This window comes from Streptomyces sp. NPDC018029, from assembly GCF_044327655.1.
Lineage (GTDB): Bacteria > Actinomycetota > Actinomycetes > Streptomycetales > Streptomycetaceae > Streptomyces.
On sequence record NZ_JBIRFV010000001.1, the window covers coordinates 763,802 to 788,488 of the forward strand.

General features: G+C 70.9%; 22 protein-coding genes, 1 tRNA gene and 1 pseudogene. 16 read left to right on the forward strand and 8 right to left on the reverse strand.

The features are described from left to right. Positions 1-3: 3 nt before the first annotated feature. From ACH4D5_RS03280 to ACH4D5_RS03295, 4 genes and pseudogenes are all read left to right on the forward strand, one after another. On the forward strand, positions 4-1,158 hold the full coding sequence (locus ACH4D5_RS03280) for an acyl-CoA dehydrogenase family protein (RefSeq protein ID WP_398297995.1): 1,155 nt from the start codon (positions 4-6) through the stop codon (positions 1,156-1,158). A 130-nt stretch (positions 1,159-1,288) separates the two neighbouring features. Next, complete coding sequence (locus ACH4D5_RS03285; RefSeq protein ID WP_398297997.1) at positions 1,289-2,338, forward strand: ABC transporter substrate-binding protein; 1,050 nt, start codon at positions 1,289-1,291, stop codon at positions 2,336-2,338. 199 nt (positions 2,339-2,537) lie between these two features. Further along, positions 2,538-3,554 (forward strand): annotated as a pseudogene (locus tag ACH4D5_RS03290) (pyridoxal phosphate-dependent decarboxylase family protein); the annotation flags it as partial. Next, a complete protein-coding gene (locus ACH4D5_RS03295; RefSeq protein WP_398298527.1) occupies positions 3,544-3,858 on the forward strand; it encodes a GNAT family N-acetyltransferase in 315 nt (104 codons plus the stop codon). The pseudogene ACH4D5_RS03290 and the gene ACH4D5_RS03295, both read left to right, overlap by 11 nt. A 62-nt stretch (positions 3,859-3,920) precedes the next feature. On the opposite strand, the gene ACH4D5_RS03300 is transcribed toward ACH4D5_RS03295, so the two are convergent. Further along, positions 3,921-5,570 (reverse strand): beta-N-acetylhexosaminidase, encoded by a 1,650-nt coding sequence (locus tag ACH4D5_RS03300; RefSeq protein ID WP_398297999.1) that lies wholly within the window; start codon positions 5,568-5,570, stop codon positions 3,921-3,923. Positions 5,571-5,663: 93 nt separating this feature from the next. On the opposite strand from ACH4D5_RS03300, the gene ACH4D5_RS03305 reads away from it, so the two are divergent. The 3 genes from ACH4D5_RS03305 to glmS all read left to right on the forward strand — a co-directional run bounded on the left by ACH4D5_RS03305 (position 5,664) and on the right by glmS (position 8,774). Further along, positions 5,664-6,545, forward strand: coding sequence for a DUF4429 domain-containing protein (locus ACH4D5_RS03305; protein ID WP_398298001.1), 882 nt, complete (start codon positions 5,664-5,666; stop codon positions 6,543-6,545). Between the two features lie 143 nt (positions 6,546-6,688). After that, positions 6,689-6,946 (forward strand): hypothetical protein, encoded by a 258-nt coding sequence (locus ACH4D5_RS03310; protein WP_398298003.1) that lies wholly within the window; start codon positions 6,689-6,691, stop codon positions 6,944-6,946. 10 nt (positions 6,947-6,956) lie between these two features. Beyond that, on the forward strand, positions 6,957-8,774 hold the full coding sequence (gene glmS, locus ACH4D5_RS03315) for a glutamine--fructose-6-phosphate transaminase (isomerizing) (RefSeq protein ID WP_398298005.1): 1,818 nt from the start codon (positions 6,957-6,959) through the stop codon (positions 8,772-8,774). 239 nt (positions 8,775-9,013) lie between these two features. Here the strand turns inward: glmS and ACH4D5_RS03320 are convergent, their stop codons facing one another. Further along, complete coding sequence (locus ACH4D5_RS03320; protein WP_398298007.1) at positions 9,014-9,538, reverse strand: universal stress protein; 525 nt, start codon at positions 9,536-9,538, stop codon at positions 9,014-9,016. Positions 9,539-9,914: 376 nt separating this feature from the next. Between ACH4D5_RS03320 and ACH4D5_RS03325 the strand changes: the two genes are divergently transcribed. From ACH4D5_RS03325 to ACH4D5_RS03340, 4 genes are all read left to right on the forward strand, one after another. Beyond that, positions 9,915-10,343 carry a hypothetical protein gene (locus ACH4D5_RS03325; RefSeq protein ID WP_398298009.1) on the forward strand — a complete coding sequence of 143 codons (429 nt, stop codon included), beginning with the start codon at positions 9,915-9,917 and terminating at the stop codon, positions 10,341-10,343. A gap of 423 nt (positions 10,344-10,766) precedes the next feature. After that, positions 10,767-11,996, forward strand: a complete 1,230-nt coding sequence (locus ACH4D5_RS03330; RefSeq protein ID WP_398298011.1) for a helix-turn-helix domain-containing protein — start codon at positions 10,767-10,769, stop codon at positions 11,994-11,996. Positions 11,997-12,006: 10 nt separating this feature from the next. Then, positions 12,007-12,609: an oligoribonuclease gene (gene orn, locus ACH4D5_RS03335; protein WP_398298012.1), complete on the forward strand. Its 603-nt coding sequence runs from the start codon at positions 12,007-12,009 to the stop codon at positions 12,607-12,609. Positions 12,610-12,720: 111 nt separating this feature from the next. Beyond that, positions 12,721-12,793: transfer RNA gene (locus ACH4D5_RS03340), tRNA-His, on the forward strand. Between the two features lie 104 nt (positions 12,794-12,897). Here ACH4D5_RS03340 and ACH4D5_RS03345 read toward each other — a convergent pair. Then, positions 12,898-13,953, reverse strand: coding sequence for a LacI family DNA-binding transcriptional regulator (locus ACH4D5_RS03345; RefSeq protein WP_398298013.1), 1,056 nt, complete (start codon positions 13,951-13,953; stop codon positions 12,898-12,900). A 312-nt stretch (positions 13,954-14,265) separates the two neighbouring features. Between ACH4D5_RS03345 and ACH4D5_RS03350 the strand changes: the two genes are divergently transcribed. The 4 genes from ACH4D5_RS03350 (at position 14,266) to ACH4D5_RS03365 (ending at position 18,984) form a co-directional block, all read left to right on the forward strand. Next, positions 14,266-15,579 (forward strand): extracellular solute-binding protein, encoded by a 1,314-nt coding sequence (locus ACH4D5_RS03350; RefSeq protein ID WP_398298014.1) that lies wholly within the window; start codon positions 14,266-14,268, stop codon positions 15,577-15,579. Between the two features lie 5 nt (positions 15,580-15,584). Continuing rightward, on the forward strand, positions 15,585-16,589 hold the full coding sequence (locus ACH4D5_RS03355; RefSeq protein ID WP_398298015.1) for a carbohydrate ABC transporter permease: 1,005 nt from the start codon (positions 15,585-15,587) through the stop codon (positions 16,587-16,589). Next, positions 16,586-17,464: a carbohydrate ABC transporter permease gene (locus ACH4D5_RS03360; RefSeq protein ID WP_398298016.1), complete on the forward strand. Its 879-nt coding sequence runs from the start codon at positions 16,586-16,588 to the stop codon at positions 17,462-17,464. Before ACH4D5_RS03355 ends, ACH4D5_RS03360 begins: the two co-directional genes overlap by 4 nt. 98 nt (positions 17,465-17,562) lie before the next feature. Then, entirely contained in the window at positions 17,563-18,984 is a 1,422-nt protein-coding gene (locus tag ACH4D5_RS03365; protein ID WP_398298017.1) for a GH1 family beta-glucosidase, read from the forward strand. Between the two features lie 37 nt (positions 18,985-19,021). Here the strand turns inward: ACH4D5_RS03365 and ACH4D5_RS03370 are convergent, their stop codons facing one another. The 3 genes from ACH4D5_RS03370 to ACH4D5_RS03380 form a co-directional block, all read right to left on the reverse strand. Continuing rightward, on the reverse strand, positions 19,022-20,065 hold the full coding sequence (locus ACH4D5_RS03370; protein WP_398298018.1) for a chitinase: 1,044 nt from the start codon (positions 20,063-20,065) through the stop codon (positions 19,022-19,024). Between the two features lie 261 nt (positions 20,066-20,326). Then, on the reverse strand, positions 20,327-21,733 hold the full coding sequence (locus ACH4D5_RS03375) for a sensor histidine kinase (RefSeq protein ID WP_398298020.1): 1,407 nt from the start codon (positions 21,731-21,733) through the stop codon (positions 20,327-20,329). Next, entirely contained in the window at positions 21,730-22,434 is a 705-nt protein-coding gene (locus ACH4D5_RS03380; protein WP_398298022.1) for a response regulator transcription factor, read from the reverse strand. The genes ACH4D5_RS03375 and ACH4D5_RS03380 overlap by 4 nt, the downstream gene beginning before the upstream one ends. Positions 22,435-22,533: 99 nt before the next feature. Here ACH4D5_RS03380 and ACH4D5_RS03385 point away from each other — a divergent pair, with 99 nt between their 5' ends. Further along, the gene (locus ACH4D5_RS03385; RefSeq protein ID WP_398298024.1) at positions 22,534-23,079 is read left to right on the forward strand and encodes a hypothetical protein; all 546 of its coding nucleotides are present in this window, start codon (positions 22,534-22,536) and stop codon (positions 23,077-23,079) included. Positions 23,080-23,100: 21 nt separating this feature from the next. Here the strand turns inward: ACH4D5_RS03385 and ACH4D5_RS03390 are convergent, their stop codons facing one another. Both ACH4D5_RS03390 and ACH4D5_RS03395 read right to left on the reverse strand, forming a co-directional pair. Continuing rightward, positions 23,101-23,961: a spermidine synthase gene (locus tag ACH4D5_RS03390; protein WP_398298026.1), complete on the reverse strand. Its 861-nt coding sequence runs from the start codon at positions 23,959-23,961 to the stop codon at positions 23,101-23,103. Positions 23,962-24,052: 91 nt separating this feature from the next. Next, the gene (locus ACH4D5_RS03395) at positions 24,053-24,589 is read right to left on the reverse strand and encodes a hypothetical protein (protein ID WP_398298028.1); all 537 of its coding nucleotides are present in this window, start codon (positions 24,587-24,589) and stop codon (positions 24,053-24,055) included. Positions 24,590-24,687 lie beyond the last annotated feature (98 nt).

Genomic DNA, 24,687 nt, shown 5'->3' on the forward strand with positions numbered 1-24,687 from the left:
ACGATGGACCACCGTCTGAGCCCCGAGCACGAGGAACTGCGCCGCACGGTAGAGGCGTTCGCGCACGACGTCGTCGCCCCCAAGATCGGCGACTTCTACGAGCGCCACGAGTTCCCCTACGAGATCGTCCGCGAGATGGGCCGCATGGGCCTGTTCGGCCTGCCCTTCCCCGAGGAGTACGGCGGGATGGGCGGTGACTACTTCGCGCTGGGCATCGCCCTCGAAGAGCTCGCCCGCGTCGACTCGTCCGTGGCGATCACCCTGGAGGCCGGCGTCTCGCTCGGCGCGATGCCGCTGCACCTCTTCGGCACGGAGGAGCAGAAGCGCCAGTGGCTGCCGCGGCTGTGCGCGGGCGAGATGCTCGGCGCGTTCGGCCTGACCGAGCCGGACGGCGGCTCGGACGCGGGCGGCACGCGCACGACGGCGGTGCGCGACGGCGACGACTGGGTGATCAACGGCTCCAAGTGCTTCATCACCAACTCCGGCACGGACATCACGGGCCTGGTCACGGTCACCGCCGTCACCGGTCGCAAGGCGGACGGCCGCCCGCTGATCTCCTCGATCATCGTGCCGTCCGGGACGCCCGGCTTCACGGTGGCCGCGCCCTACTCGAAGGTGGGGTGGAACGCCTCGGACACCCGCGAGCTGTCCTTCTCCGACGTCCGGGTGCCCGCGGCGAACCTCCTCGGCGAGGAGGGCCGGGGGTACGCGCAGTTCCTGCGCATCCTCGACGAGGGCCGGATCGCGATCTCCGCGCTCGCCACCGGGCTCGCGCAGGGCTGCGTGGACGAGTCCGTGAAGTACGCCAAGGAGAGGCACGCCTTCGGCAAGCCGATCGGCGCGAACCAGGCGATCCAGTTCAAGATCGCCGACATGGAGACACGGGCGCACATGGCCCGCGTCGGGTGGTACGACGCGGCGTCGCGCCTGGTCGCGGGCGAGCCCTTCAAGAAGGAGGCGGCCATCGCCAAGCTCTACTCCTCGACGGTCGCCGTGGACAACGCCCGCGAGGCCACCCAGATCCACGGCGGGTACGGCTTCATGAACGAGTACCCGGTCGCCCGCATGTGGCGGGACTCGAAGATCCTGGAGATCGGCGAGGGCACGAGCGAGGTGCAGCGCATGCTGATCGCCCGGGAGCTGGGCTTCGCGAGCTGAGCCGGTCGTGACGTGACGTGACGTACGGCGGGCATGAGGGGTCCGCCGAGCCGGAGTTAGCTTAGGTTAACCTAAGCTCTAATTCCGGCCAGCGGCCCCGCCGCCGTACGTCACGAAAGCAGAGACCCCCATGCCCCAGGCCCGCCTCCCCCAGCCTTCCCGCCGCGGCATCCTCGCCGCCGGCGGCGCCCTCGGCCTCACCGCCGTCCTGGCGGCCTGCGGCAGCGAGAAAAAGGACGGGTCCGGCACGGCCGAGGGCGGCGCGGGCAAGTCGGGCCCGTGGAGCTTCAAGGACGACCGCGGCAAGACGGCCGAGAAGGACGCGACGCCGAAGAACATCGTGGCGTTCACGGGTGTCGCCGCGGCACTCTACGACTACGGCATCGAGGTCAAGGGCGTCTTCGGCCCGACGAAGACCAAGGACGGCAAGCCCGACGTCCAGGCCGGCGACATGGACATCAGCAAGCTGACGATCATCGGCAACGAATGGGGTCAGTTCAAGATCGAGAAGTACGCGGCCCTCGCGCCCGACGTGCTGATCTCCACGATGTTCGACGGCCAGGGCACCCTCTGGTACGTCCCCGAGGAGAGCAAGGACAAGATCCTCAAGCTCGCCCCGAGCGTCGGCATCAGCGTCTACGACCGGCAGCTCACGCACCCGCTGCAGCGCATCCTGGAACTCGCCGAGTCGCTGGGCGCGGACGTGAAGTCCGACAAGGTCGTCAAGGCGAAGAAGCGCTTCGAGGACGCGTCCGAGCGGCTGCGCAAGGTCGCCAAGGCGCACAAGGACATCAAGATCCTGGTCGGCTCCGCGAGCCAGGAGCTGTTCTACGTCTCGGGCACGAACCTCTCGGTCGACCTGGAGTACTTCAAGGCGCTCGGCGTGAACATCATCGAGCCGCCGGAGAAGGCCAAGAAGGAGTCCGGCGGCTGGTTCGAGAACCTCAGCTGGGAGAACGTCGACAAGTACGACGCGGACATCATCATGATGGACAACCGCACCTCCGCGATCCAGCCCGCCGACCTCGACAAGTCCAAGCCGACGTGGAAGAAGCTGCCCGCGGTCAAGGCCGGCCAGGTCATCCCGCGCGTCACGGAGCCGATCTTCTCGTACGACAAGTGCGCGCCGATCCTCGAGGACCTCGCGGACGCGATCGAAAAGGCGAAGAAGCTGAAGTAGCCCACGCCACCACCGCCCTCGGCGCGCCGCCCCCTTCGCTCCCGGAGGGGGCGGTTTCGTTTTCCGAGCCCGTACCCCAAAGAGAGGTGAAGTTAGGTTAGGCTTACCTAAGTCAAGTCCCGGCCCTGGAGGACAGCTCATGCGCTCGCACCTGCTCAACGGCACCACCGCGGAGCGGTACCGCAGCTCCGTGACCGAAGGCGTCCCCGTCGAGCGCCGCGTCATCGGCTGGACCGCCGAACGGATCGGTCTCGGGCCGGACGCCGACGGGGTGTTCACCGGCGACAGTGCCGAGTCAGACCTCCAGGCGCTGCTGCTCGCTCGCGAGGCGGTCGGGGAGCGGGACCCCGCCTCCCTGCGGATCCTCACCTCCGAGGCCGCTCTCCCCGGCGTGCGCCGGACGGCCCGGTCGCTCGGCCTCGGCGACGAAGCCGTCGTGGCGGTCCGCACCGACCGGAGCGGGCGCATGCAGATCGTGGCCCTCGCCCGGGCCCTTGAGCGCTGCGTGCGCGACGACCTCTCCCCCATGGCGGTCGTCGCCACCGCGGGCACCGACGACTTCGGCTCCATCGACCCGCTGCCCGAGATCGCCGCGCTCTGCGCGCAGTACGACACCTGGCTGCACGTGGACGCCGCGTACGGCTGCGGGCTGCTCGCCTCGCGCAGGAACCGGCACCTCCTGGACGGCATCGAGCGCGCCGACTCCGTGACCGTGGACTACCGCAAGGCCTTCTTCCAGCCGGCGAGTTCGTCGGCGGTCCTGGTGCGTGCCCCGGGCGACAGGTCCCTCCTCGCCACCGGTCGGCGCTTCGACGCCCTGGAACTGTGGATGACGCTCCGCGTGGTGGGCGCGAACGGCGTCGGCGACCTCTTCGACGAGGTCTGCGACCTGGCCACCCGTGGCTGGAAACTGCTCGTCGCCGACCCGCGCTTCGACGTGGTGGCCGAGCCGCAGCTGTCCACACTCGTCTTCCGCTACATCCCCGCGCGGATCTGCGCCCCCTCCGTGATCGACCGCGCCAACCTCTACGCGCGAAAGGCCCTGTGTGCCTCCGGGGACGCGGTGGTGGCGGGCGTCGAGGTGGGCGGCCGGCAGTTCCTGAAGTGCACGCTCCTCGACCCCGGGACGACCGTCGCGGACATCACGGCCGTCCTCGACCTGATCGCCGGCCACGCCGAGCGGTACCTGGGAGAGCGCCTTGACCGTGCTTGCTGACCTCCACCTGCCCACCGGACGCCTCGACGGTGTGAGCCCCGGCCGTGTGAGCCCCGCCCACGGGAGCCCCGACTTCACGCTCCGGACCCTCGACCCCCTGACCGACTCCGAGCTGCTGCACTCCTGGGTGACGGACCCCCGGGCGGAGCACTGGATGACACGGGACGCCACCCTGACGGACGTCGAGCGCGCCTACATGGCGATCGCGGCCTCCGGCCGCCGCGAGGCCTACCTCGGCCTGTGCGAGGGCGTGCCGTCGTTCCTCGTGGAGTGGTACGACCTGCGGGCCCTGTCCGCCCCCTGACCGAGCGGGGCTCCCGAGACGGTCCTCGGGAGCCCCGCTCCTGAACGTGCCGGGTCCGCCGCCTACTCGGCGGGCCAGGGCACCTGCGGCGACTTGTAGTAGCCGATGCCCAGCGCGTCCCAGCGCGGGGCCTGCGCGGCGAGCCGCGCCTTGTACTTCTCCCAGTCGTGCGTGGCCGCGGGCGACCAGCCGAGCTCGGCGATGCCGGGAAGCCGCGGGAACGCCATGTAGTCGAGGTGCGCGGAGGTCGACAGCGTCTCCGTCCACAGCGGCGCCTCGACGCCGAGGATCGAGTCCGCGGGCGCGCCCTTGAGGTACGTGGCCGGGTCCCAGTCGTAGGAGCGCTGCACCTCGACATAGCCCGCCCAGGACAGCCCGAGCGGCGTGTCCTTCGTGTACTTGTGGTCGAGGTAGGAGCGGTCGGCCGGCGAGAGGACCAGCTTGGTGCCGTTCTTCGCGGCGTTCACCACCTGCTCGCGCTCGGCGGCGCCGGTCCTGTCGTAGCCCCAGTACTGCGCGACGGCGCCCTTGGCCGGGTTGGCGCCGGTCAGCTGGTGCCAGCCCATCACCGTCTTGCCGTACTTGGCGACGACCGGCTGCACCTTGTCCATGAAGGCGACGAAGTCCTCGTGGCTGGTGGAGTGCGCCTCGTCGCCGCCGATGTGGATGTACTTGCCGGGCGTCATCGCGGCGAGCTCGCGGATCACGTCGTCCACGAAGTCGTACGTCACGTCCTTCTTCACGCACAGCGAGCTGAAGCCGACCTCGGTGCCGGTGTAGAGCGGCGGGGCGACGCCGTCGCAGTTCAGCTCGGCGTACGAGGCGAGCGCGGCGTTGGTGTGCCCCGGCATGTCTATCTCGGGGACGACTTCCACGTACCGCGAGGCGGCGTAGTCGACGATCTCCTTGTACTGCGCCTTCGTGTAGTAGCCGCCCTTGCCGCCGCCGACCTGCGTGGAGCCGCCGTACGTGGCGAGGCGCGGCCAGGAGTCGATGGCGATGCGCCAGCCCTGGTCGTCGCTGAGGTGCAGGTGGAGCTTGTTCATCTTGTAGAGGGCGGCCTGGTCGATGGTCCGCTTGACCTGGTCGACGGTGAAGAAGTGCCGGGACACGTCGAGCATCGTGGAGCGGTAGCCGTAGCGCGGCATGTCCTTGACGGTGCCGCCTGCGATGCGCCAGGGGCCCGGCTGCTTCGTCTTCTTCTCGACGGCGGCGGGCAGTTGCTGGCGGACGGTCTGTACGCCGTGGAAGAGCCCTGCGCCGGTCCATGAGGTGATGGTGAGGGAGCCGCGCGCGGAGATGACGCGGTATCCCTCGTCGCCGAGGGCCTTGTTCGCCGGTTCGGCGCTGATGCGCAACCGGATGCCGTCGCGGCCCCCGCCGGTGGTGACGGGCAGCTTGTAGCCGGTGGAGGGGCGCAGCACCTCGGCGAGGTACTCGCCGACGCGCCGTTCCTCGGGGCTGCCCTTGCCCACGCGGATCCGGGTCTTGGCGGTGATCTCGTATCCGGCGCCGCCCGCCTCGGCCGCCAGGGGCGCGGGGACGACCCGGCCGAGCGGGGTGACGGCGGGGGCCCTCGCCTCGCTCGCGGTGGGCGCCGCGGCGAACGAGGAGATTCCGGCGGCCGCGACGAGCAGCAGCGAGCCGAGGATGCGTGTCGATCTGCTGTGCGATCTCACGAGCGGGTCCCTTCGGGCGCATCTGTGGTGCATCGCAATCGAACGATCCCCCTTGGTAACCCGGGCCCCATAAGGGGTCAAGGGGTGTAGACCAGTTATCCGAGAGGTCGGTGCGAGAATCCCTGCATGGCGGAAATCATCCAGCGCGACGGGACCTGGACCTTCGACGGGAAGACGCTGCGCCTCGTGCCCGGACGCGACAAGAGCGTGTCCCTGTTGCGCGCGACTCTGGGCGAACTGACCGTCCCCCTGGGGGCGTTGGCGGGCATCGCCTTCGAGCAGGGCAAGAAGTCGGGCCGGTTGCGGCTGCGGCTGCGGGAGGGCGCCGACCCGCTGCTCCAGGCGACGGGCGGGAAGCTGACGGACGCCTCGGACCCGTATCAGCTGACGGTCGATGCGGACCGGTACGGGGTCGCGGAGTACCTGGTCGACGAGGTCCGCAACGCGCACCTGATCGAACAGGTGCCGACCACGCCCTGCGACGCCTATCTCCTCCCCGGCCCGTCCGTGCCGCTGTCCGTCTCCGCGGGGGACGGCACGGCGAGCTTCGACGGGGAGCGCGTCCGCCTGGAGTGGAACTGGAAGACGGAGGAGGCGAAGTCGGTGTCCGGCACCCGGTCCCTGGCGCTCGCCGACATCGCGGCGGTCGAGTGGCAGCCGGCGGTCGGCCTGGAGAACGGCTGCCTGCGGTTCACCGTGAAGAACGCGCCGACGAAGGCCCCGCCGAAGTACGACCCGAACTCCGTCGAGCTGTGGGGCTTCAAGAAGGACCCGCTGATGGCCCTGGTCGCCGCCGCGGTCCAGGCCCGGCTGCCGCACCCCTCGGCCCCCGCGGCCCCGGCGGACGCGCCGTCCGCCGTCACCAAGAGCCTCACCCCGCCGCCCCCGGCCGACGACCACGACACGCTGCTGCGCCGCCTGCGCGAACTGGGCGAGCTGCACCAGGGCGGCATCCTCACGGACGAGGAGTTCGCGACGGCCAAGCAGGCGGTCCTGCGCCGCATGTGACCACGGATTCCCTCGCGCGTGACCACCGATTCCGGCACACGTGACCACCGATTCCATGGCGCGCGAGCGCCGATGCGACACGATCCTGCCCGATTCCGGGCAGGATTCTTGCGAAAGGGCATGCGATACCCCAGGATCAACGAATGCACGACGACCTGGTGGACCACCTCACCCGCAGCACCCCGCTCCAGCGGGGCGAAGCGCTGCGGGTCATCCAGGACGTGCTCGCCTACTTCGACGAGACGACCGAGCAGTTCGTCCGTCGCCGCCACCGCGAGCTGCAGGGTCAGGGCCTGCTGAACGCGGCGATCTTCGAACAGATCTCGGCGGACCTCGCATACCGCGCGGTCGCACCGCCGGAGCTCACGCTCCGGCAGCTGCGCCGCATCGTCTACGGCTAGGAATCCCTCTATGTGTGGAATCGTCGGATACATCGGCAAGCGTGATGTCGCCCCGCTTCTCCTCGAAGGCCTGCAGCGCCTGGAGTACCGCGGCTACGACTCCGCGGGCATCGCCGTCACCGGCCCCAAGGCCACGGGCCTGAAGACGGTGAAGGCCAAGGGCCGCGTCCGCGACCTGGAGGCGAGGGTCCCCGCCCGCTTCAAGGGCACGACCGGCATCGCCCACACCCGCTGGGCCACCCACGGCGCCCCCTCCGACGAGAACGCCCACCCGCACCTCTCGCAGGACGAGAAGGTCGCCGTCGTCCACAACGGCATCATCGACAACGCCTCCGAGCTGCGCGCCAAGCTCACCGCGGACGGCGTCGAGTTCCTCTCCGAGACGGACACCGAGGTCCTCACCCACCTCATCGCCCGCTCCCAGGCGGACACCCTCGAGGAGAAGGTCCGCGAGGCTCTGCGCCACGTCGAGGGCACGTACGGCATCGCCGTCCTGCACGCCGACTTCAACGACCGCATCGTGGTGGCCCGCAACGGCTCCCCCGTCGTCCTCGGCATCGGCGAGAAGGAGATGTTCGTCGCCTCGGACGTCGCCGCGCTCGTCTCGCACACCCGCCAGGTCGTCACCCTCGACGACGGCGAGATGGCCACCATCAAGGCCGACGACTACCGCACCTACACCACCGAGGGCTCGCGCACGACGGCCTCGCCGACCACCGTGGAGTGGGAGGCCGAGTCGTACGACATGGGCGGCCACGACACGTACATGCACAAGGAGATCTTCGAGCAGCCCGACGCGGTCGACCGCGTCCTGCGCGGCCGCATCGACGACCGCTTCTCCACCGTGCACCTCGGCGGCCTCAACCTCGACGCGCACGACGCCCGCAAGGTGCGCCGCGTCAAGATCCTCGGCTGCGGCACCTCGTACCACGCGGGCATGATCGGCGCCCAGATGATCGAGGAGCTGGCCCGCATCCCCGCCGACGCCGAGCCCGCGAGCGAGTTCCGCTACCGCAACCCGGTCGTCGACCCCGACACCCTCTACATCGCGGTCTCGCAGTCCGGCGAGACGTACGACGTGCTGGCCGCCGTGCAGGAGCTGAAGCGCAAGGGCGCCCGCGTCCTCGGCGTCGTGAACGTCGTCGGCTCGGCGATCGCCCGCGAGGCCGACGCGGGCGTGTACGTCCACGCGGGCCCGGAGGTCTGCGTCGTCTCCACCAAGTGCTTCACCAACACCACCGTGGCCTTCGGCCTGCTCGCCCTGCACCTCGGCCGCATCCGCGACCTGTCGGTCTCCGACGGCAAGCGGATCATCGAGGGCCTGCGGAAGCTGCCCGGCCAGATCTCGGAGATCCTCAAGCAGGAGGACGAGATCAAGAAGATCGCCAAGAGCTACGCGGACGCCCGTTCGATGCTCTTCATCGGGCGCGTACGCGGCTACCCCGTCGCCCGCGAGGCCTCCCTCAAGCTCAAGGAGGTCTCGTACATCCACGCCGAGGCCTACCCCGCCTCCGAGCTGAAGCACGGCCCGCTCGCCCTCATCGAGCCCGCCCTGCCGACGGTCGCGATCGTCCCGGACGACGACCTCCTGGAGAAGAACCGCGCCGCCCTCGAGGAGATCAAGGCCCGCAGCGGCAAGATCCTCGCGGTCGCGCACCAGGAGCAGGAGAAGGCCGACCAGACCATCCTCGTCCCGAAGAACGAGAACGAGCTGGACCCGATCCTGATGGGCATCCCGCTCCAGCTCCTCGCCTACCACACGGCGCTGGCGCTCGGCCGGGACATCGACAAGCCGCGCAACCTCGCGAAGTCGGTCACCGTCGAGTAGCCGAACGGCCCCCGTCGGGCCGCGACATGAACGACCCCCCGTGCGTGCCACCAGCGCACAGGGGGTCGTTCCTCAAGGGCCGGGGTCGCCCATTACCCCGACCCGCGCCGCCGACCGTTATGTACCCTTCACGAGGGCGCAAACCACCTCTACGCACGAGTAGATTTATCTGCTCATGGAACCGCCCGCGCACGGGAGTTGAGGGCTGTCGGACCCAACTCGCCGGAAGCCGGGGAGCGTTACGGAATGACGACGACGGGGCGCTGCGCACGGCGCGCGAGACGGCCCGCGACGGAGCCGAAGATGCGGCCGACGATGCCGTGCGTGGAGCCGACGACGATCGCGTCCGCGCTGTACTCGCGGCCGACCTCCTCCAGCTCGTGGCAGATGTCGCCGCCGCGCTCGACGAGGATCCACGGCACCTCGGCGAGATAGTCCGCGCAGGCCAGCTCCAGGCCGAGCACCTCGGTGCGGTGGTCCGGCACGTCGACGAAGACCGGCGGCTCGCAGCCCGCCCACACCGTGGTGGGCAGCCGGTTGGCGACGTGGACGATGATCAGGCCCGATCCGGAGCGGTGGGCCATGCCGATCGCGTAGGACAGGGCCCGCTCACTGGAGGTCGAGCCGTCGAAGCCGACGACGACACCGTGCCTGAAGGCGGGATCGCAGGAGTGACGCGGTTCTTCCGCCGCTCGGGGGGTCGCTGTCGGATCGGCGACCTGCCGCTTGCGGTCCGCAGGTTCGAAGAATTCGTGACCGGCCATCGGTGTCTCGGCGAAGGAGTCCTCTGTGGGAGGGTCGGCTTTTTCTGGTGGTGCGAAAGTTCAGGACTTGAAAGGTCGTCCGGGAATCATCTTCCCAACCCCATACCCCCAAGGGTACGGCGACACTCCCCTCCTGCCCAGAGCCTGCCCGGGACCTGCGAAGAGCCCCGCACAGAGGCCGCGCCGGGCCTGCACAGGGCCTCCCGGCTTCACCGGAGCATGCATGAGCGTCGCCCGGATGGCAATGGTTGCTGCCTCCTACAGGCGGTTTGCCCACCCGTCCGGCGCCACCCGGCGGCCTCCCCAGTGACCCGCCGGGAAGCCAGGCGTTGGACAGCGCTGGATCTCCGTACGCCACCGCCACAGGGAGCACGCCGTGCCTGGACCTTCGCCCGCGTCCTCACCTTCCACCCTCTTCCCGCCTTCACCCGAGCAAGGCCGGCCGGGCCGGGAGGGCGCGCACGAGCGTCACCCCGCCGCGGTGCCCGCGCCGCGCGCCCGCGACCCGCGGGACGCGCCCCCGGCGGACTCGGTGAGCGATGTGGTCCGCTGGGCCGCTTTCAGCTGTGTACTGGTCCCCGTCGTGCTCGTCGGGTACGGGGGCTCACTGGCCGGCGCCGCCGGCGCGGCGCTCGGCCTCGTGGCCGTCACCGGGGTCTGCCGGGTGCTCCTGCGGCAGTCCGAACGGGGCGCCGCGCGACTGCTTGCAGAACAGAACAACGGGCACCGGGGACGGCACGGCAGAACGGGCTCGGGGGCGCACAGGGGCACTCGTCACAGTGCCGACAGTGCGCCGGTCGACTGACCAATTCACACACACGCTCCCGTAGCTTTTCAGCCAACTTCCGGGGGCCGTCGATTCCTTGGCCGAACGCCCCCTCAACCCCCGTCCGACCAGGGCTGAAAGACGCGCACGAGCCGCCCGCACCCTACGGGGACCGGCCATGGAGCCAAGGCGCACTTCCCAGTAAGCCGCCCGAGTGCAACGCTTCGTGATCGAATGCTTCACGCCAAGTTGCCATGTCGACAATCTGCCGAGTGATGAACTGGTCACCCCGGCAGCACGGGACGCAGTAGATTCGATCTTGACTGTATTACGGCGGGGGACTGGTGGAGGACCGAGGGGAAACGTGCAGCAGCGACAAGCCAGGCAAGCGCGTCAAGCACGTCAAAAACGTCAAGCACGCCAGGAACAGGGAGCCGCGAAGCCCAAGGGGGGTTTAGCACCATGAGCCACGACTCCACTGCCGCGCCGGAGGCCGCGGCTCGGAAACTCTCGGGGCGGCGCCGCCGGGAGATCGTAGCGGTGCTGCTCTTCAGCGGCGGTCCCATTTTCGAGAGTTCCATACCGCTCTCCGTGTTCGGCATCGACCGGCAGGACGCGGGGGTCCCCCGCTACCGGCTGCTGGTCTGCGCCGGCGAGGAGGGCCCGCTGCGGACCACCGGCGGACTGGAACTCACCGCGCCACACGGCCTGGAGGCCATCGGCCGGGCCGGCACCGTCGTCGTACCGGCCTGGCGGTCGATCACCTCACCGCCGCCGCCGGAAGCGCTCGAAGCGCTGCGCCGCGCGCACGAGGAGGGCGCCCGCATCGTCGGGCTCTGCACCGGCGCGTTCGTGCTCGCCGCGGCGGGACTGCTCGACGGGCGTCCCGCGACCACCCACTGGATGTACGCGCCGACGCTCGCGAAGCGCTATCCGTCCGTCCACGTGGATCCGCGCGAGCTGTTCGTCGACGACGGTGACGTCCTGACGAGCGCCGGCACCGCGGCCGGAATCGATCTCTGTCTGCACATCGTGCGCACGGACCACGGCAACGAAGCGGCGGGCGCGCTCGCCCGCAGGCTCGTGGTGCCGCCGCGCCGGGCCGGCGGCCAGGAGCGCTATCTCGACAGGTCTTTACCCGAGGAGATCGGCGCCGACCCGCTCGCCGAGGTCGTCGCCTGGGCGCTGGAGCACCTCCACGAGCAGTTCGACGTGGAGACCCTGGCCGCGCGCGCCTACATGAGCAGGCGGACCTTCGACCGCAGGTTCCGCTCGCTCACCGGCAGCGCGCCGCTCCAGTGGCTGATCACCCAGCGGGTGCTGCAGGCCCAGCGGCTCCTGGAGACCTCCGACTACTCCGTCGACGAGGTCGCGGGCCGCTGCGGCTTCCGTTCGCCGGTGGCGCTGCGGGGTCACTTCCGGCGCCAGCTGGGTTCGTCGCCCGCCGCCTACCGCGCCGCGTACCGCGCCCGCAGGCCGCAGGGCGAGCGCGTGCTCGAGCCGGTGTCCGCGACGGCGCAGGCCGTGCCCACGCTGGTCGAGGCAGGCCCGGTGCCGACCCAGACCCGGCGCACGGCGGCCGCGAGCGCGCTCGGCCCGTCGACCTCGGTGCCGACCGACTCCGGCAAGCCGAACTCCGACGTGTACGCGCCAGGACGTGCTCCCCTGCCCGGCCAGAGGAGCGCGCCGTAGGGTTGGGGGCATGAACGATCGCATGGTGTGGATCGACTGCGAGATGACCGGGCTCTCGTTGACGGATGACGCACTTATCGAGGTGGCCGCACTGGTCACCGACTCGGAACTGAACGTGCTCGGCGAAGGTGTGGACATCGTGATCCGCCCGCCGGACGCGGCGCTGGAGACCATGCCCGAGGTGGTGCGCGCCATGCACACCGCCTCGGGGCTCCTCGACGAGCTGGCCGGCGGCACCACGCTGGCCGACGCCGAGGAGCAGGTCCTGGCGTACGTACGTGAGCACGTCAAGGAGCCGCGGAAGGCTCCGCTGTGCGGAAACTCGGTCGGCACCGACCGCGGCTTCCTGCTGCGGGACATGGCGACGCTGGAGGAGTACCTCCACTACCGGATCGTCGACGTCTCCTCGATCAAGGAGCTGGCCCGGCGCTGGTATCCGAGGGCGTACTTCAACAGTCCGGACAAGAACGGCAACCACCGCGCGCTCGCCGACATCCGCGAGTCCATCGCCGAGCTGCGCTACTACCGCGAGGCGATCTTCGTGCCGCAGCCCGGCCCGGACTCGGAGACCGCGCGGACGATCGCGGCCAAGCACGTCCTGCCTGCGGAGTAGCCTCCGCGGGTCCCCTTCGTACGGGGTCCGGAAAAGGTGTGCGCGAGCACCCCTTCGGACCCTGTACACTTTTTCTCGGCCGGTCGGAAGAACGACAAAAGACCGGACATGGTGGGTGTAGCTCAGTTGGTAGAGCACCTGGTTGTGGTCCAGGTGGCCGCGGGTTCAAGTCCCGTCACTCACCCTGAAGGAAGGGCCCCGGTTCGAGAGAACCGGGGCCCTTCCGCTTTTCCGTGTTCTCCCACGGGTTTTCCGTGTTCTCCCACGGGCCGACCGCTTCCCCGGGCGTCAGGAAGACGCCCGCTCCACCAGTTCCGTCGGGAGCACCAGCTGGCGCCGCTCCAGGCGCCGGGCGGCCGCGGGGCGGCTGTCCGCGATCTCGGCGAGCAGCAGGTCGATCATCGCCCGCCCCATCTCCTCGATCGGCTGCCGCACGCTCGTCAGCGGCGGGTCCATGTGCCGGGCGATCGCCGAGTCGTCGAAGCCGACGAGCGCCACGTCGTCGGGTATGCGGCGGCCCGCCTCGCGCAGCGCCTGCCGGGCGCCCGCCGCCATCACGTCGGAGCCCGCGAAGACCGCGTCCACCTCGGGGCAGGCGGCGAGGAGCTCCCGCATCGCCCGCCGGCCGCCCTCCTCTGTGAAGTCGCCCGGCACGATCAGCCGCTCGTCCACCGGGCGGCCCGCGTCCCGCAGCGCGGCGCGGTAGCCGTCGAGGCGGCGCTGGGCTCCGTACACGTCGAGGCGGCCCGTGATGGTGGCTATGGAGGTGCGGCCGCGGGAGAGCAGGTGCTCCACGGCCGAGCAGGCCCCGGCGTAGTTGTCGGAGTCGACGGAGGGCAGCGCCTCCTCGGCGGAGCGGCGGCCGCTGATCACCGCGGGGATCTCCAGCTGGGACAGCAGGTCGGGCAGCGGGTCGTCGGCGTGCACCGAGACGAGGAGCACCCCGTCGACCCGGTGGGCCGCGAGGTACTGGGCCAGGCGCTGGCGCCGCTGGTCGTTGCCCGCGAAGATCAGCAGCAGCTGCATCTCGGTCTCGCTGAGCTCGGCGCCGACCCCGCGCAGGACGTCGGAGAAGTACGGCTCGGCGAAGAAGCGGGTCTCGGGCTCGGGCACGACCAGGGCGATGGCGTCCGTGCGGTTGGCGGCGAGGGCGCGGGCCGCGGTGTTCGGGACGTACCCCAGTTCGGCGACGGCGGCCTCGACGGCCGTGCGGGTCGCCTCGCTCACCCGGGGCGAGCCGTTGATCACCCGGGAGACCGTCCCCCGGCCGACCCCCGCCCGCGCGGCGACCATTTCCAGAGTGGGCCGGCCGCCACTGCGGCCGCGCGCTGCGTGAGCTGCCATTGTCCGCCTCCCGTCACACTTCCCCCGGCGAGGAATGTAACAGCCCGATCTTTGGCGGGCCGCCGAGCCGGAGCCGGGCCGAACCAGGGGCCTCCCGTAACGGCCCGATAACCGAAGACATAACTCTCTGTCCGGTCCCTTGACACCCCCGTCCCCAGCCACGAGTCTTCAACTCATCACCTGTGGGAGCGCTCCCACACTACCTGACACGTACACAACCCGCACGTTCCCCGCCCGAGCCGCAGCGTGAACCAACGGGCCCAGCAGTGCAGTTGGCCGGGGGGTCGGCACGTCAGGCAACAGGAGGACGTCATGCGCACCAATCACCGCCGGTCCCGCCGACTGGTGGCCTACGCGGCAGCGACCGCGCTGGCCACGGGCCTGCTGACCGCATGTTCGAGCGACGACGACAGTGGCTCGGCAGGCGGCGACGGCAAGATCACGCTCAATGTCGGCACGTTCGGCGTACTGGGCCTGAAGCAGGCCGGTCTCTACGACGAGTACGAGAAGTCGCATCCGAACATCAGGATCAAAGAGAACGTCATCGAGCGGAACGACGCCTACTACCCGAAGCTCCTCACCCAGCTGCAGTCGGGCGCGGGTGTCAACGACGTCGCGGCCATAGAGGTCAGCAACATCACCGAGGTCGTGCAGACCCAGGGCGCCAAGTTCGAGGACCTGAGCAAGGCCGAGGGCGTCAAGAAGTCGACGTATCTCGACTGGAAGTGGCAGCAGGCCACGACCGAGGACGGCAAGACGATCGGCCTCGGCGTCGACATCGGCCCGACGGCGCTCTGCTACCGCAAGGACCTCTTCGAGAAGGCAGGCCTGCCCACCGACCGCGAGAAGCTCGCCGAGGAGTGGGCCGGCGACTGGGACAAGTACGTCGCCATGGGCGAGAAGTACATGAAGAAGGCGCCCGGGGGCAGCAAGTTCGTCGACTCCGCCTCCAGTGTCTACAACGCCGTCTTCGCCGGGGCGAAAGAGCGGTACTACGACAAGAGCGGCAAGGAGATCTACGAGGACAGCCAGGGCCGCAAGGACGCCTGGGCGGCGGCGATGAAGGTCGCGCAGGGCGACATGTCCGCCAAGCTCAAGCAGTTCGACCCGACGTGGGACCAGGGCTTCGCCAACGCCAAGTTCGCGACCGTGGCCTGCCCCGCGTGGATGGCCGGGTACATCCAGGAGAAGACGGGCCCCGAGGGCAAGGGCCAGTGGGACATGGCCAAGGCGCCCACGGACGGCAACTGGGGCGGCACGTTCCTCGGCGTGCCGAGCGCGGGCAAGCACAAGAAGGAGGCGACCGAGCTCGCCGTCTGGCTGACCCAGCCCGAGCAGCTCGCGAAGATCTTCGCCAAGCAGGCCAGCTTCCCGTCCACCCCGTCGGTCTACGACACGCTGAAGCCGTCGCCCGCCACGAAGGCGTACTTCAACGACGCGCCCATCACGGAGATCTACGCCGGCATCGCGAAGAACACCCCCTCGGCCGTCTACGGCCTGAAGGACGCCCAGATCGGCCAGTCCATCACCGACATCGGTGTGCTCCAGGTGGAGCAACAGGGCAAGTCCCCGGCCGAGGGCTGGAAGGCCGCGCAGGAAGAGATCAAGGACGTTCTGGGACAGTGACGCCCATGTCCGAGACCACTGAGTACGCCGAGACCGCGTCCCCCGGTGCGGGGGACGCGGCCCCGGCCGCGTCCGGGAGCCGCAAGGCCTCCCCCACGTCGCCGTGGCGCAGCCGTCTGTACCGCTGGGACATAAAAGCGTCGCCGTACGTCTTCGTCGCCCCCTTCTTCCTCTTCTTCGGCGCCTTCGGCCTCTTCCCGCTGCTCTACACCGGCTGGGCGTCGCTGCACCGCCTGTCGCTGACCAACCTCGACGACAGCACCTGGATCGGCCTGGAGAACTACACCAACCTGCTGCAGAGCGACTACTTCTGGAACGCGCTCGGCAACACCTTCACCATCGGTGTCATCTCCACCGTCCCGCAGCTGGCCGTCGCCCTCGGCATCGCGCACCTGCTCAACTACAAGCTGCGCGGCTCCACGCTGTGGCGCGTGGCGATGCTCGCTCCGTACGCCACGTCGGTGGCGAGCGCCTCGCTGGTCTTCACGCTGCTGTTCGCGTGGGACGGCGGCATGGTCAACTGGATGATCGGGTCGGTGGGCATCGACCCCGTCAACTGGCGTGAGTCGTCGTGGGGTTCGCAGTTCGCGGTGTCCTCGATCGTCATCTGGCGGTGGACCGGGTACAACGCGCTGATCTATCTGGCGGCGATGCAGGCCGTGCCGCACGACCTGTACGAGTCGGCCTCGCTGGACGGCGCCTCGCGCTGGCAGCAGTTCTGGCACGTGACCATCCCGATGCTGCGGCCGACGATCCTGTTCACGGTGGTCGTCTCCACCATCGGGGCGACCCAGCTCTTCGGCGAGCCGCTGCTGTTCGGCGGCACGGCCGGGTCCAAGGGCGGCGCCGACCACCAGTTCCAGACGCTGGGGCTCTATCTGTACGACCAGGGCTGGATCAACGGCCACCTGGGCCGGGCGTCCGCGGTCGCCTGGCTGATGTTCGTGATCCTGCTGCTCATCGCCGCGGTCAATCTGCTGATCGCCCGACGACTGAGGAAGGACCGATGAAGGCCCGCACGGTGGACCCGAAGTCCGGAGGGCGTCGGCTGGGTCCGAAGGCCGGCCGCACGATGCACGCGGGGCCCGTCACCTACCTCGTCCTCGCGCTGTTCACGGCCGTCTCGCTGGCGCCGCTGATCTGGACGGCGATCGCGGCCTCGCGGACGAGCGGGCGGCTCGCACAGACCCCGCCGCCCCTGTGGTTCGGCGGCAACCTCTTCAAGAACCTCGAACGGGCCTGGACCGAGGCGAGCCTCGGCGACGCGATGCTCAACACCACGATCGTGGCGGGCAGCATCACCATCGGCACGGTCCTGTTCTCCACCATCGCCGGCTTCGCCTTCGCCAAGCTGAAGTTCAGGTTCAGCGGCGCGCTGCTCCTGCTGACCATCGGCACGATGATGGTACCGCCGCAGCTCAGCGTCGTACCGCTCTATCTGTGGGTGGCCGACCTGCAGTGGACGAACCAGCTCCAGGCGGTGATCCTGCCGACGTTCGTGAGCGCCTTCGGGGTGTTCTTCATGCGGCAGTACCTCACGCAGGCGCTGCCGAGCGAGCTGATCGAGGCGGCGCGGATGGACGGGGCCAACAGCCTGCGGATCATCTGGCACGTGGTGTTCCCCGCGGCGCGGCCCGCGATGGCCGTCCTCGGGCTGCTCACGTTCGTCATGGCCTGGAACGACTTCCTGTGGCCGATCATCGCGCTCAACCAGTCGAACCCGACCGTCCAGGTGGCGCTCAACTCCCTGGGTACGGGCTACATCCCCGACCGGGCGGTGATCATGGCGGGTGCGCTGCTCGGCACGCTGCCGCTGCTGCTCGCGTTCGTCCTGTTCGGCAAGCAGATCGTGAGCGGCATCATGCAGGGCGCGGTCAAGGGCTGAACTTCCCGGGAGCCTCCGGGCTCCCGGGCTTCCCCCGCCCTCACCCCCGCTTCGCCTTCCTCTCGTACCCCTTTCCTCTCTCCCGTGGGAGCGCTTCCATGTCCGAATCCCTTGCCTTTCCCGCCGACTTCCTCTGGGGCACCGCCACCTCCGCGTACCAGATCGAGGGTGCCGTGCGTGAGGACGGCCGCACGCCCTCCATCTGGGACACCTTCAGCCACACCCCGGGCCGGACGGCCGGCGGCGACACCGGTGACGTCGCCGTCGAGCACTACCACCGCTACCGCGACGACGTGGAGCTCATGGCCGACCTGGGCCTGAACGCCTACCGGTTCTCCGTCTCCTGGTCCCGCGTGCAGCCCACCGGGCGCGGCCCCGCCGTCCAGCGGGGCCTGGACTTCTACCGGCGCCTCGTCGACGAACTGCTCGGCCGCGGCATCCAGCCCGCCCTGACCCTCTACCACTGGGACCTGCCGCAGGAGCTTGAGGACGCGGGCGGCTGGCCGGCGCGCGAGACGGCGTACCGGTTCGCCGAGTACGCGGGCATCGTCGGCGAGGCGCTCGGCGACCGCGTCCCATCCTGGATCACCCTCAACGAACCCTGGTGCAGCGCCTTCCTCGGCTACGGCTCCGGCGTGCACGCCCCCGGCCGCACCGACCCGGCGGCCGCCCTGCACGCCGCCCACCACCTGAACCTCGCGCACGGCCTGGGCACCCAGGCGCTGCGCGCCGTCCTGCCGGCCCGCGCCGGTGTCGCGGTGAGCCTCAACTCCGCGGTGGTCAGGGCGGTCTCCGACGCGCCGGGCGACCAGGACGCCCGGCGGCGCATCGACAACCTCGCCAACGGCGTCTTCCACGGCCCGATGCTGCACGGCGCCTACCCGGCGGACCTGTTCGCGGACACGGCCCGGATCACCGACTGGTCCTGCGTGCAGGACGGCGACCTGGCCGCCATCCACCAGCCGCTGGACGCGCTCGGCCTCAACTACTACACGCCCGCCCTTGTCTCGGCCGCGCCGGACGGCTCCGCGACCCGGCGCGCCGACGGGCACGGGGTGAGCGAGCACTCCCCGTGGCCGGGCTCCGACGACGTCGCCTTCCACCAGACGCCGGGCGAGCGCACCGAGATGGGCTGGACCATCGACCCGACGGGCCTGCACGAGCTGATCATGCGGTACTCCCGGGAGGCGCCCGGGCTCCCGATGTACATCACGGAGAACGGCGCGGCCTACGACGACAAGCCCGACCCGGACGGCCGCGTCCACGACCCGGAGCGCATCGCCTATCTGCACGGCCACCTGAGCGCCGTCCGCCGCGCCATCGCCGACGGCGCCGACGTGCGGGGCTACTACCTGTGGTCGCTCCTGGACAACTTCGAGTGGTCGTACGGCTACGGCAAGCGGTTCGGCGCGGTCTACGTCGACTACGAGACGCAGGTCCGCACCCCGAAGTCCAGCGCCCACTGGTACGCGACGGTCGCGGGGGCGGGCGCGCTGCCCGCGGAGTCCGTCGTGGGCTGACGGGTGCGGGCAGGGCGGCGTCCCGGCCGGGGGTTCGCTACTTGTACGCGGCGAACGCCTTCGTGAACTCCAGCGGCTGCTGCTCCATGGACGAGCACGTCGGCTGCGCGGAGCCGGACGCGCCGCCCTCGCAGGCCTTGTCGCGGGTCGAGGACCACATGGAGAGCCTGCCGACGCCCTTGGACTCGGCGAACTTCACGAGCTCGGTGGCGTCCTCGGTCCTGAAGACCTCGGTGGTGACGTCGTTGACACCGATCATCGGGGTGACGGCGACGGTCTGCCACGCGGCCTTGTCGGAGAGGCCGAGCGCGGTCTTGAGCTGCTTCTGCGTGGCGGTGGCGGCCTGGATCGCGTACTCGCCCATGTCGCCGCTGTAGGCGGGCCCGTAATCCATGGCCATGATGTTGACCGCGTCGATCCGCACGCCGTTCTTCTTCGCGTCGGCGAGCAGGTCGACGCCGGGTTGCGTCAGGCCCTCCGGCATCACGGGCAGCGTGAACGACACGTCCAGATCCGGGTGCCGCTCCTGCAGTTGAGCGATCGCGCGGGCGCGGCGGGTGTTGGCCGCGGTGTCGGGCAGCGCGGCGCCCTCGATGTCGAAGTCGACCTTGGTCAGGTCGTACGCGTCGACGACCTTGCTGTACGCCGCGGCGAGGGAGTCGGCGCTGTCGCACTTCAGGCCCAGCTCGGAACCGGCCGCGCCGCCGAAGGAGACGCGGACGTCGCCGCCCTTGGCGCGCAGGCCGTCGATCTGCGCGGCCACCTTGTCGTCACCGAGCCCGGTGGTGCCGCCCCACAGCGGCTCACAGCCGCCGCCGGAGGTGATGAACGCGAGGTTGAACTCCTTCACGCCGGTCTTCGCCGCGGTTTCGAGGAGGTCGTAGGCCGGGGCGAGGGAGGTGTCGACGAAGGGAGCGAACTTCGTCTTCGCGGGGGCGGCCTTCGTCTTCGCGGGGGCGGCCTTCGTCGCGAGCGCCGTCCCGGAGAAGAGGAACGCGCCGCCGCCGACGAGGGACGCGGCGACGAGTCCGCCGACGACCTTGGACCGGGTGCTGACCGTGCGCCGGTGCGTGCTGCTCATGGCGTGCCTGCCTTAGCTGTAGGGGGAGTTGTACGGGGTGGGGGTGCGGCAGCACGCTAGCCGCGCGAGAAACGACAAAACGCCCATGCGGGGCGGGGGTCGGCGATCTTAGGGTGCGCTTAAGGGAGGGATGGGGGCCGATTAAAGATCGCGTACGGGGGCGGGCGGACCGGCGCGCGGACTGCGTCAACACGGTGGCGCCGTTCGTCGACTCGGCCAGTCAGGCGATGTTCCCGCGGAAGTAGCTCTCCCCGGCCGGCGTCACGCCGTCCGGCCCGGGCGGCTCGGTCCCGGGGCGCGCTTGCGGCCGCGCACCGCGGTCCCCCGGTGGCCCCGGCGCCCCTCGGCCGGGCGGCGGGCGTCCAGCTGTATCCAGATGCGGACCTCCGTGCCGCCGAGGACCGAGCTGCCGATGCGGACGTCGCCGCCCGTCGACTCGGCGAGGCGGCGCACGATGTCGAGGCCGAGACCCGTGGAGCCGTCCTCGCCGGAGCCCGCGCCCCTGGCGAGCGCGGCCTCCGGGTCGGCGATGCCGGGGCCCGCGTCGGAGACGAGCACGATCACGGCGTCCTCGCCGCTGTGCACGTCCACCGAGAAGGCGGTGCCTTCGCCCGTGTGCCGGAAGACGTTGCCGAGCAACGCGTCGAGGGCGGCGACCAGTTCGGCGCGGGCCACCGGGATGCGGACCGGCCGCTCGACACCCGCCACCCGCACCTCGCGCCCCTCGTCCTCGGCGAGCGCCGACCAGAACGCCATCCGCTCCCTGATCACCTCGGCGGCGTCGCAGCCCGCGCCGGGTCCGACCGTCGCGGTCTGCGGCTTCGCGTCGCGCGCGGTGCGGATGATGGTGTCGACCTCGCGCTCCAGCGTCTCGACCGCCGTGCGGGTCTGCTCCGCGGCGGGCCCCTCGCCGAGCGAGGCCGCGTTCAGCCGCAGGACGGTCAACGGCGTCCGCAGGCGGTGCGACAGGTCGGCCGCCAGCTCCCGCTCATTGGCGAGGAGTCGCACCACCTGGTCCGCCATCGAGTTGAACGCCACCGCGGCGAGCCGCAGCTCCTTCGGCCCCTCCTCCGGCACCCGCGCGCCCAGCTTCCCCTCACCGAGGTCGTGGGCGGCACCCACCAGGCGCTTGGCGGGCTGGACCATGCGTACGCCGAGCCGGTCCGCGACCGCCACCGAGCCGATGACGAGCGCGATGCCGACACCCGCGAGCACCAGCCACGCCGTGGCCACGCCATTGCTGACCTCGGCCTCGGGGACGTAGATCTCCACGACCGCCGTGCCCGAGCTGAGCGCGGTCGGCTGCAGGACCACGAAGCCGCCGGGCACCCCGGTGGTCCTGGCCCTGCCCTCCTCGCGGGTCGCCGCCACGGCCCGCGCCCCGGCCCTCGGCTCGCCGACCTCGAAGGCATCCGCGCCGTCGACGGCCGGCACGTACACGGCCATCCGGCCGTCGCCGCCCGCCTCGGACGAGGCGACGGCCCGGGTCAGCTCCTCGCGGTCGGTGGTGATGGAGAGCGTGGGGCCCATGCCCGCGCCGTGCCGTTCCGCGTTCGAGATGGCGCGGTCCCTTGCCATCTCCTTGACGACGAGGCCGAGCGGCACCGCGAACGCCACCACGACCATCGTCGTGACGGCCAGGCACACCTTGACGAGAGCCCACCTCACGGCGCGGGCTCCGCCGACGGCGGCTCCAGCTTCACCCCGACCCCGCGCAGGGTGTGGAGATAGCGCGGCCGGGCGGCCGTCTCCCCCAACTTCCGCCGCAGCCACGACAGATGTACGTCGATGGTCTGGTCGTCGCCGTAACTCTGCTGCCAGACCTCGGCGAGCAGTTCCTTGCGCGGCACGACGACACCGGGCCGCCCGGCGAGGAAGGCGAGCAGGTCGAACTCGCGCCGGGTCAGGTCGAGCCGCGTCCCGTCCAGCTCGGCCTGGCGACGCAGCGGATCGATGGAGAGCCCGCCGACGCGGAGCACGCTGCCCGGCGCCGCCTCGCCGGCCGGGACGCGCGCGCGGCGCAGCACGGCGGCCATGCGCGCTGAGAGGTGCTCGACGGAGAACGGCTTGGTGAGGTAGTCGTCGGCGCCGTCGTTCAGGAGCCGCACGATCTCCGTCTCGTCGTCCCGCGCGGTCGCGATGATCACGGGGACGTCCGTGATGCCGCGGAGCATCTTCAGCGCCTCCGACCCGTCGAGGTCGGGCAGGCCGAGATCCAGGATCACCACGTCAAAGCGGAAATGGGCGACCTCACGCAGCGCCTCCAGGGCCGTGCCGACGCTGCGCACGGTGTGCGACGCGTCGGTCAGATGCCGGATGAGGGCGGAGCGTACGAACTGGTCGTCCTCGACGACGAGCACACTTGCCATGGGCGGCACCGTACGCCATACGGAGGAACGCGGTCCCCCTCCCGGGTGACCGTGCCCCCGGGGGACAGCGGCGCGACGCGTGGTGCAGTATGGCCCGCGATGCGCAGAGGACTCGTACACGGAATCGCCTGGTCGCTCGCCACGGGCGCGGCGGTCACGCTGTCCTGGTGGGGCGTCCACACCGTGCTGGCGGGCACCGCCTACGACCCGCCGCGTGCCCTGCCGCTGGCCGGTGAGGACGGCGGCGCGGGCCGCGCGGAGCCGCTGGCGTCCTCGACGCACCGCCCCGAGTCGACACCGGCCGAGAAGCCCGAGAAGTCCCGGAAGCCCGAGAAATCACCGAAGCCGCCGACTGCCCCGAAATCCGCCGGACCGTCCAGGACACCCTCCGACGATCCTTCGGCCCCGCCGCCCACGAGCTCCGGCAGGGTGAAGAGCTACAGCACCGACGGCGGCCGGGTCGTCCTCGACCTCGGCAAGGACTCCGCGACGCTGGTCTCGGCGACGCCCGCGGCGGGCTGGTCGGTGCAGACGTGGAAGCAGGACAAGTGGATCCGGGTGGAGTTCACCGGGGGCGCGGCCCGCGTCTCGGTGTTCTGCACGTGGCACGACACGGCGCCGCGCGTGGAGATCGACAAGTCCTGAGCTTCGCGAGCCCCGGAGGCGTCAGCGGAAGACCGACGGCGGCGGCGCCGGTGAGGCGACCGCGCCCGCGTCGGTGACGGCCGCCGCTCCGCCGCCGAAGTCCCGGAGCGCGCGCCCGTGTTCGACCCGGCCGGGGTGCGGGTCGCTCGCGCAGCGCCGGGTCAGCTCGGCGACGGGCAGCTCCCGGTCGGAGCCGAGCAGCACGGCGTTGCCGAAGCGTTTGCCGCGGAGCACGGCGGGGTCGGCGGCGAGGGCGAGTTCGGGGAAGAGGACGGCGGCGGTGGCGAGCTGGCCGCGCAGGTGTGCGAGCGGCGGGCCGTCGGCGAGGTTGGCGGTGTAGTACCCGCCGGGCTTCAGGACCCTGCGTATGTCGGTGAGGAATTCCGTGCTGGTGAGGTGGGCGGGGGTGCGTGCCCCGCTGAAGACGTCGGCTATGACGAGGTCCGCCCAGCCGTCGGGGATCTTGGCGAGGCCTTCGCGGGCGTCGGTGCCGCGCACCCGTATGCGGCTCTGCGGGTCCAGCGGCAGCTCGCGGCGGACGAGCCGGACGAGGGCGGTGTCGCGCTCGACCACCTGCTGGGTGGAGCGGGGGCGGGTCGCGGCTATGTAGCGGGCGAGGGTGAAGGCGCCGCCGCCGAGATGCACGGCGTGCACGGGCTTGCCGGGCGGGGCGACGAGGTCGCAGATGTGGCCGATTCTGCGCTGGTACTCGAAGTCGAGGTACGCGGGGTCGTCGAGGTCGACGTGGGACTGCGGGGCGCCGTCCACGAGCAGCGTCCAGGCGCGCGGCCTGTCCCGGTCCGGCATGAGTTCGGCGAGTCCGCCGTCCACCTTCTCGACGACGGCCTCCCGCGCTTCCCGGGCCCGCTTGTTCCTTGCCATCCGGCCATTATCGGCGTACGCGAACGGCACGGCCCGCCGGCGGTGCGGGCGCCGGGGCCCTGCGGTGCGGTGTGGTGCGCTGTGGGCCGGCTCAGCGGCAGTTGTCGGCGGCCTCGATGGTGCGGGCGGCCTGGCCGAGCGCGGCCCGCAGGACGGCCGGGTCGGTGACGGGGTCGGTCTCGCCGCCCGGCGGGAGCAGCCAGCCGGTGCCCGCGACCGGGGGGTCGGGGACGACGGACCCGGCGGGCCCGCCCTGGCCCGGCTGCCCGGCCGCCGGGTGGGTGTACACGCTCATGCCGCGTCCGTACGTCTGGGTGCAGGCGCTGCCCGGCAGGTCCCAGCCGTCGGCGGTGCCCGGCGGCACGAGGAAGCCGAGCGTGGCGCAGCCGCCGTCGTGCAGCACGGGGCCGATGGTGTCGCCCGCGCCGCGGCGCAGGATGTCGACCGCTTCGAGGCCCTGCCTGGCCGGGACGGTGACCAGGTCGCAGCACTCGTCGTCGCAGGGCATCGGGCCGGGGGGCGGGGCGCTGCGGTCCTGGGTGGGCCGGTGTCGCGCCGTCGTCAGGGACGCCGGGGACGTGCCGTTCCCCTTACGGGAGTCGCCGTTCTCCATGCCGATCTCCAACAAGGAAACCCCTCCTCGCCAGTGCGGCAGCCGCCCGGCTCCCGCTCCTCATGGTTCAACGCGCGACGACGTCAACAGGCACTGCGGCACGCCGCCGCAAA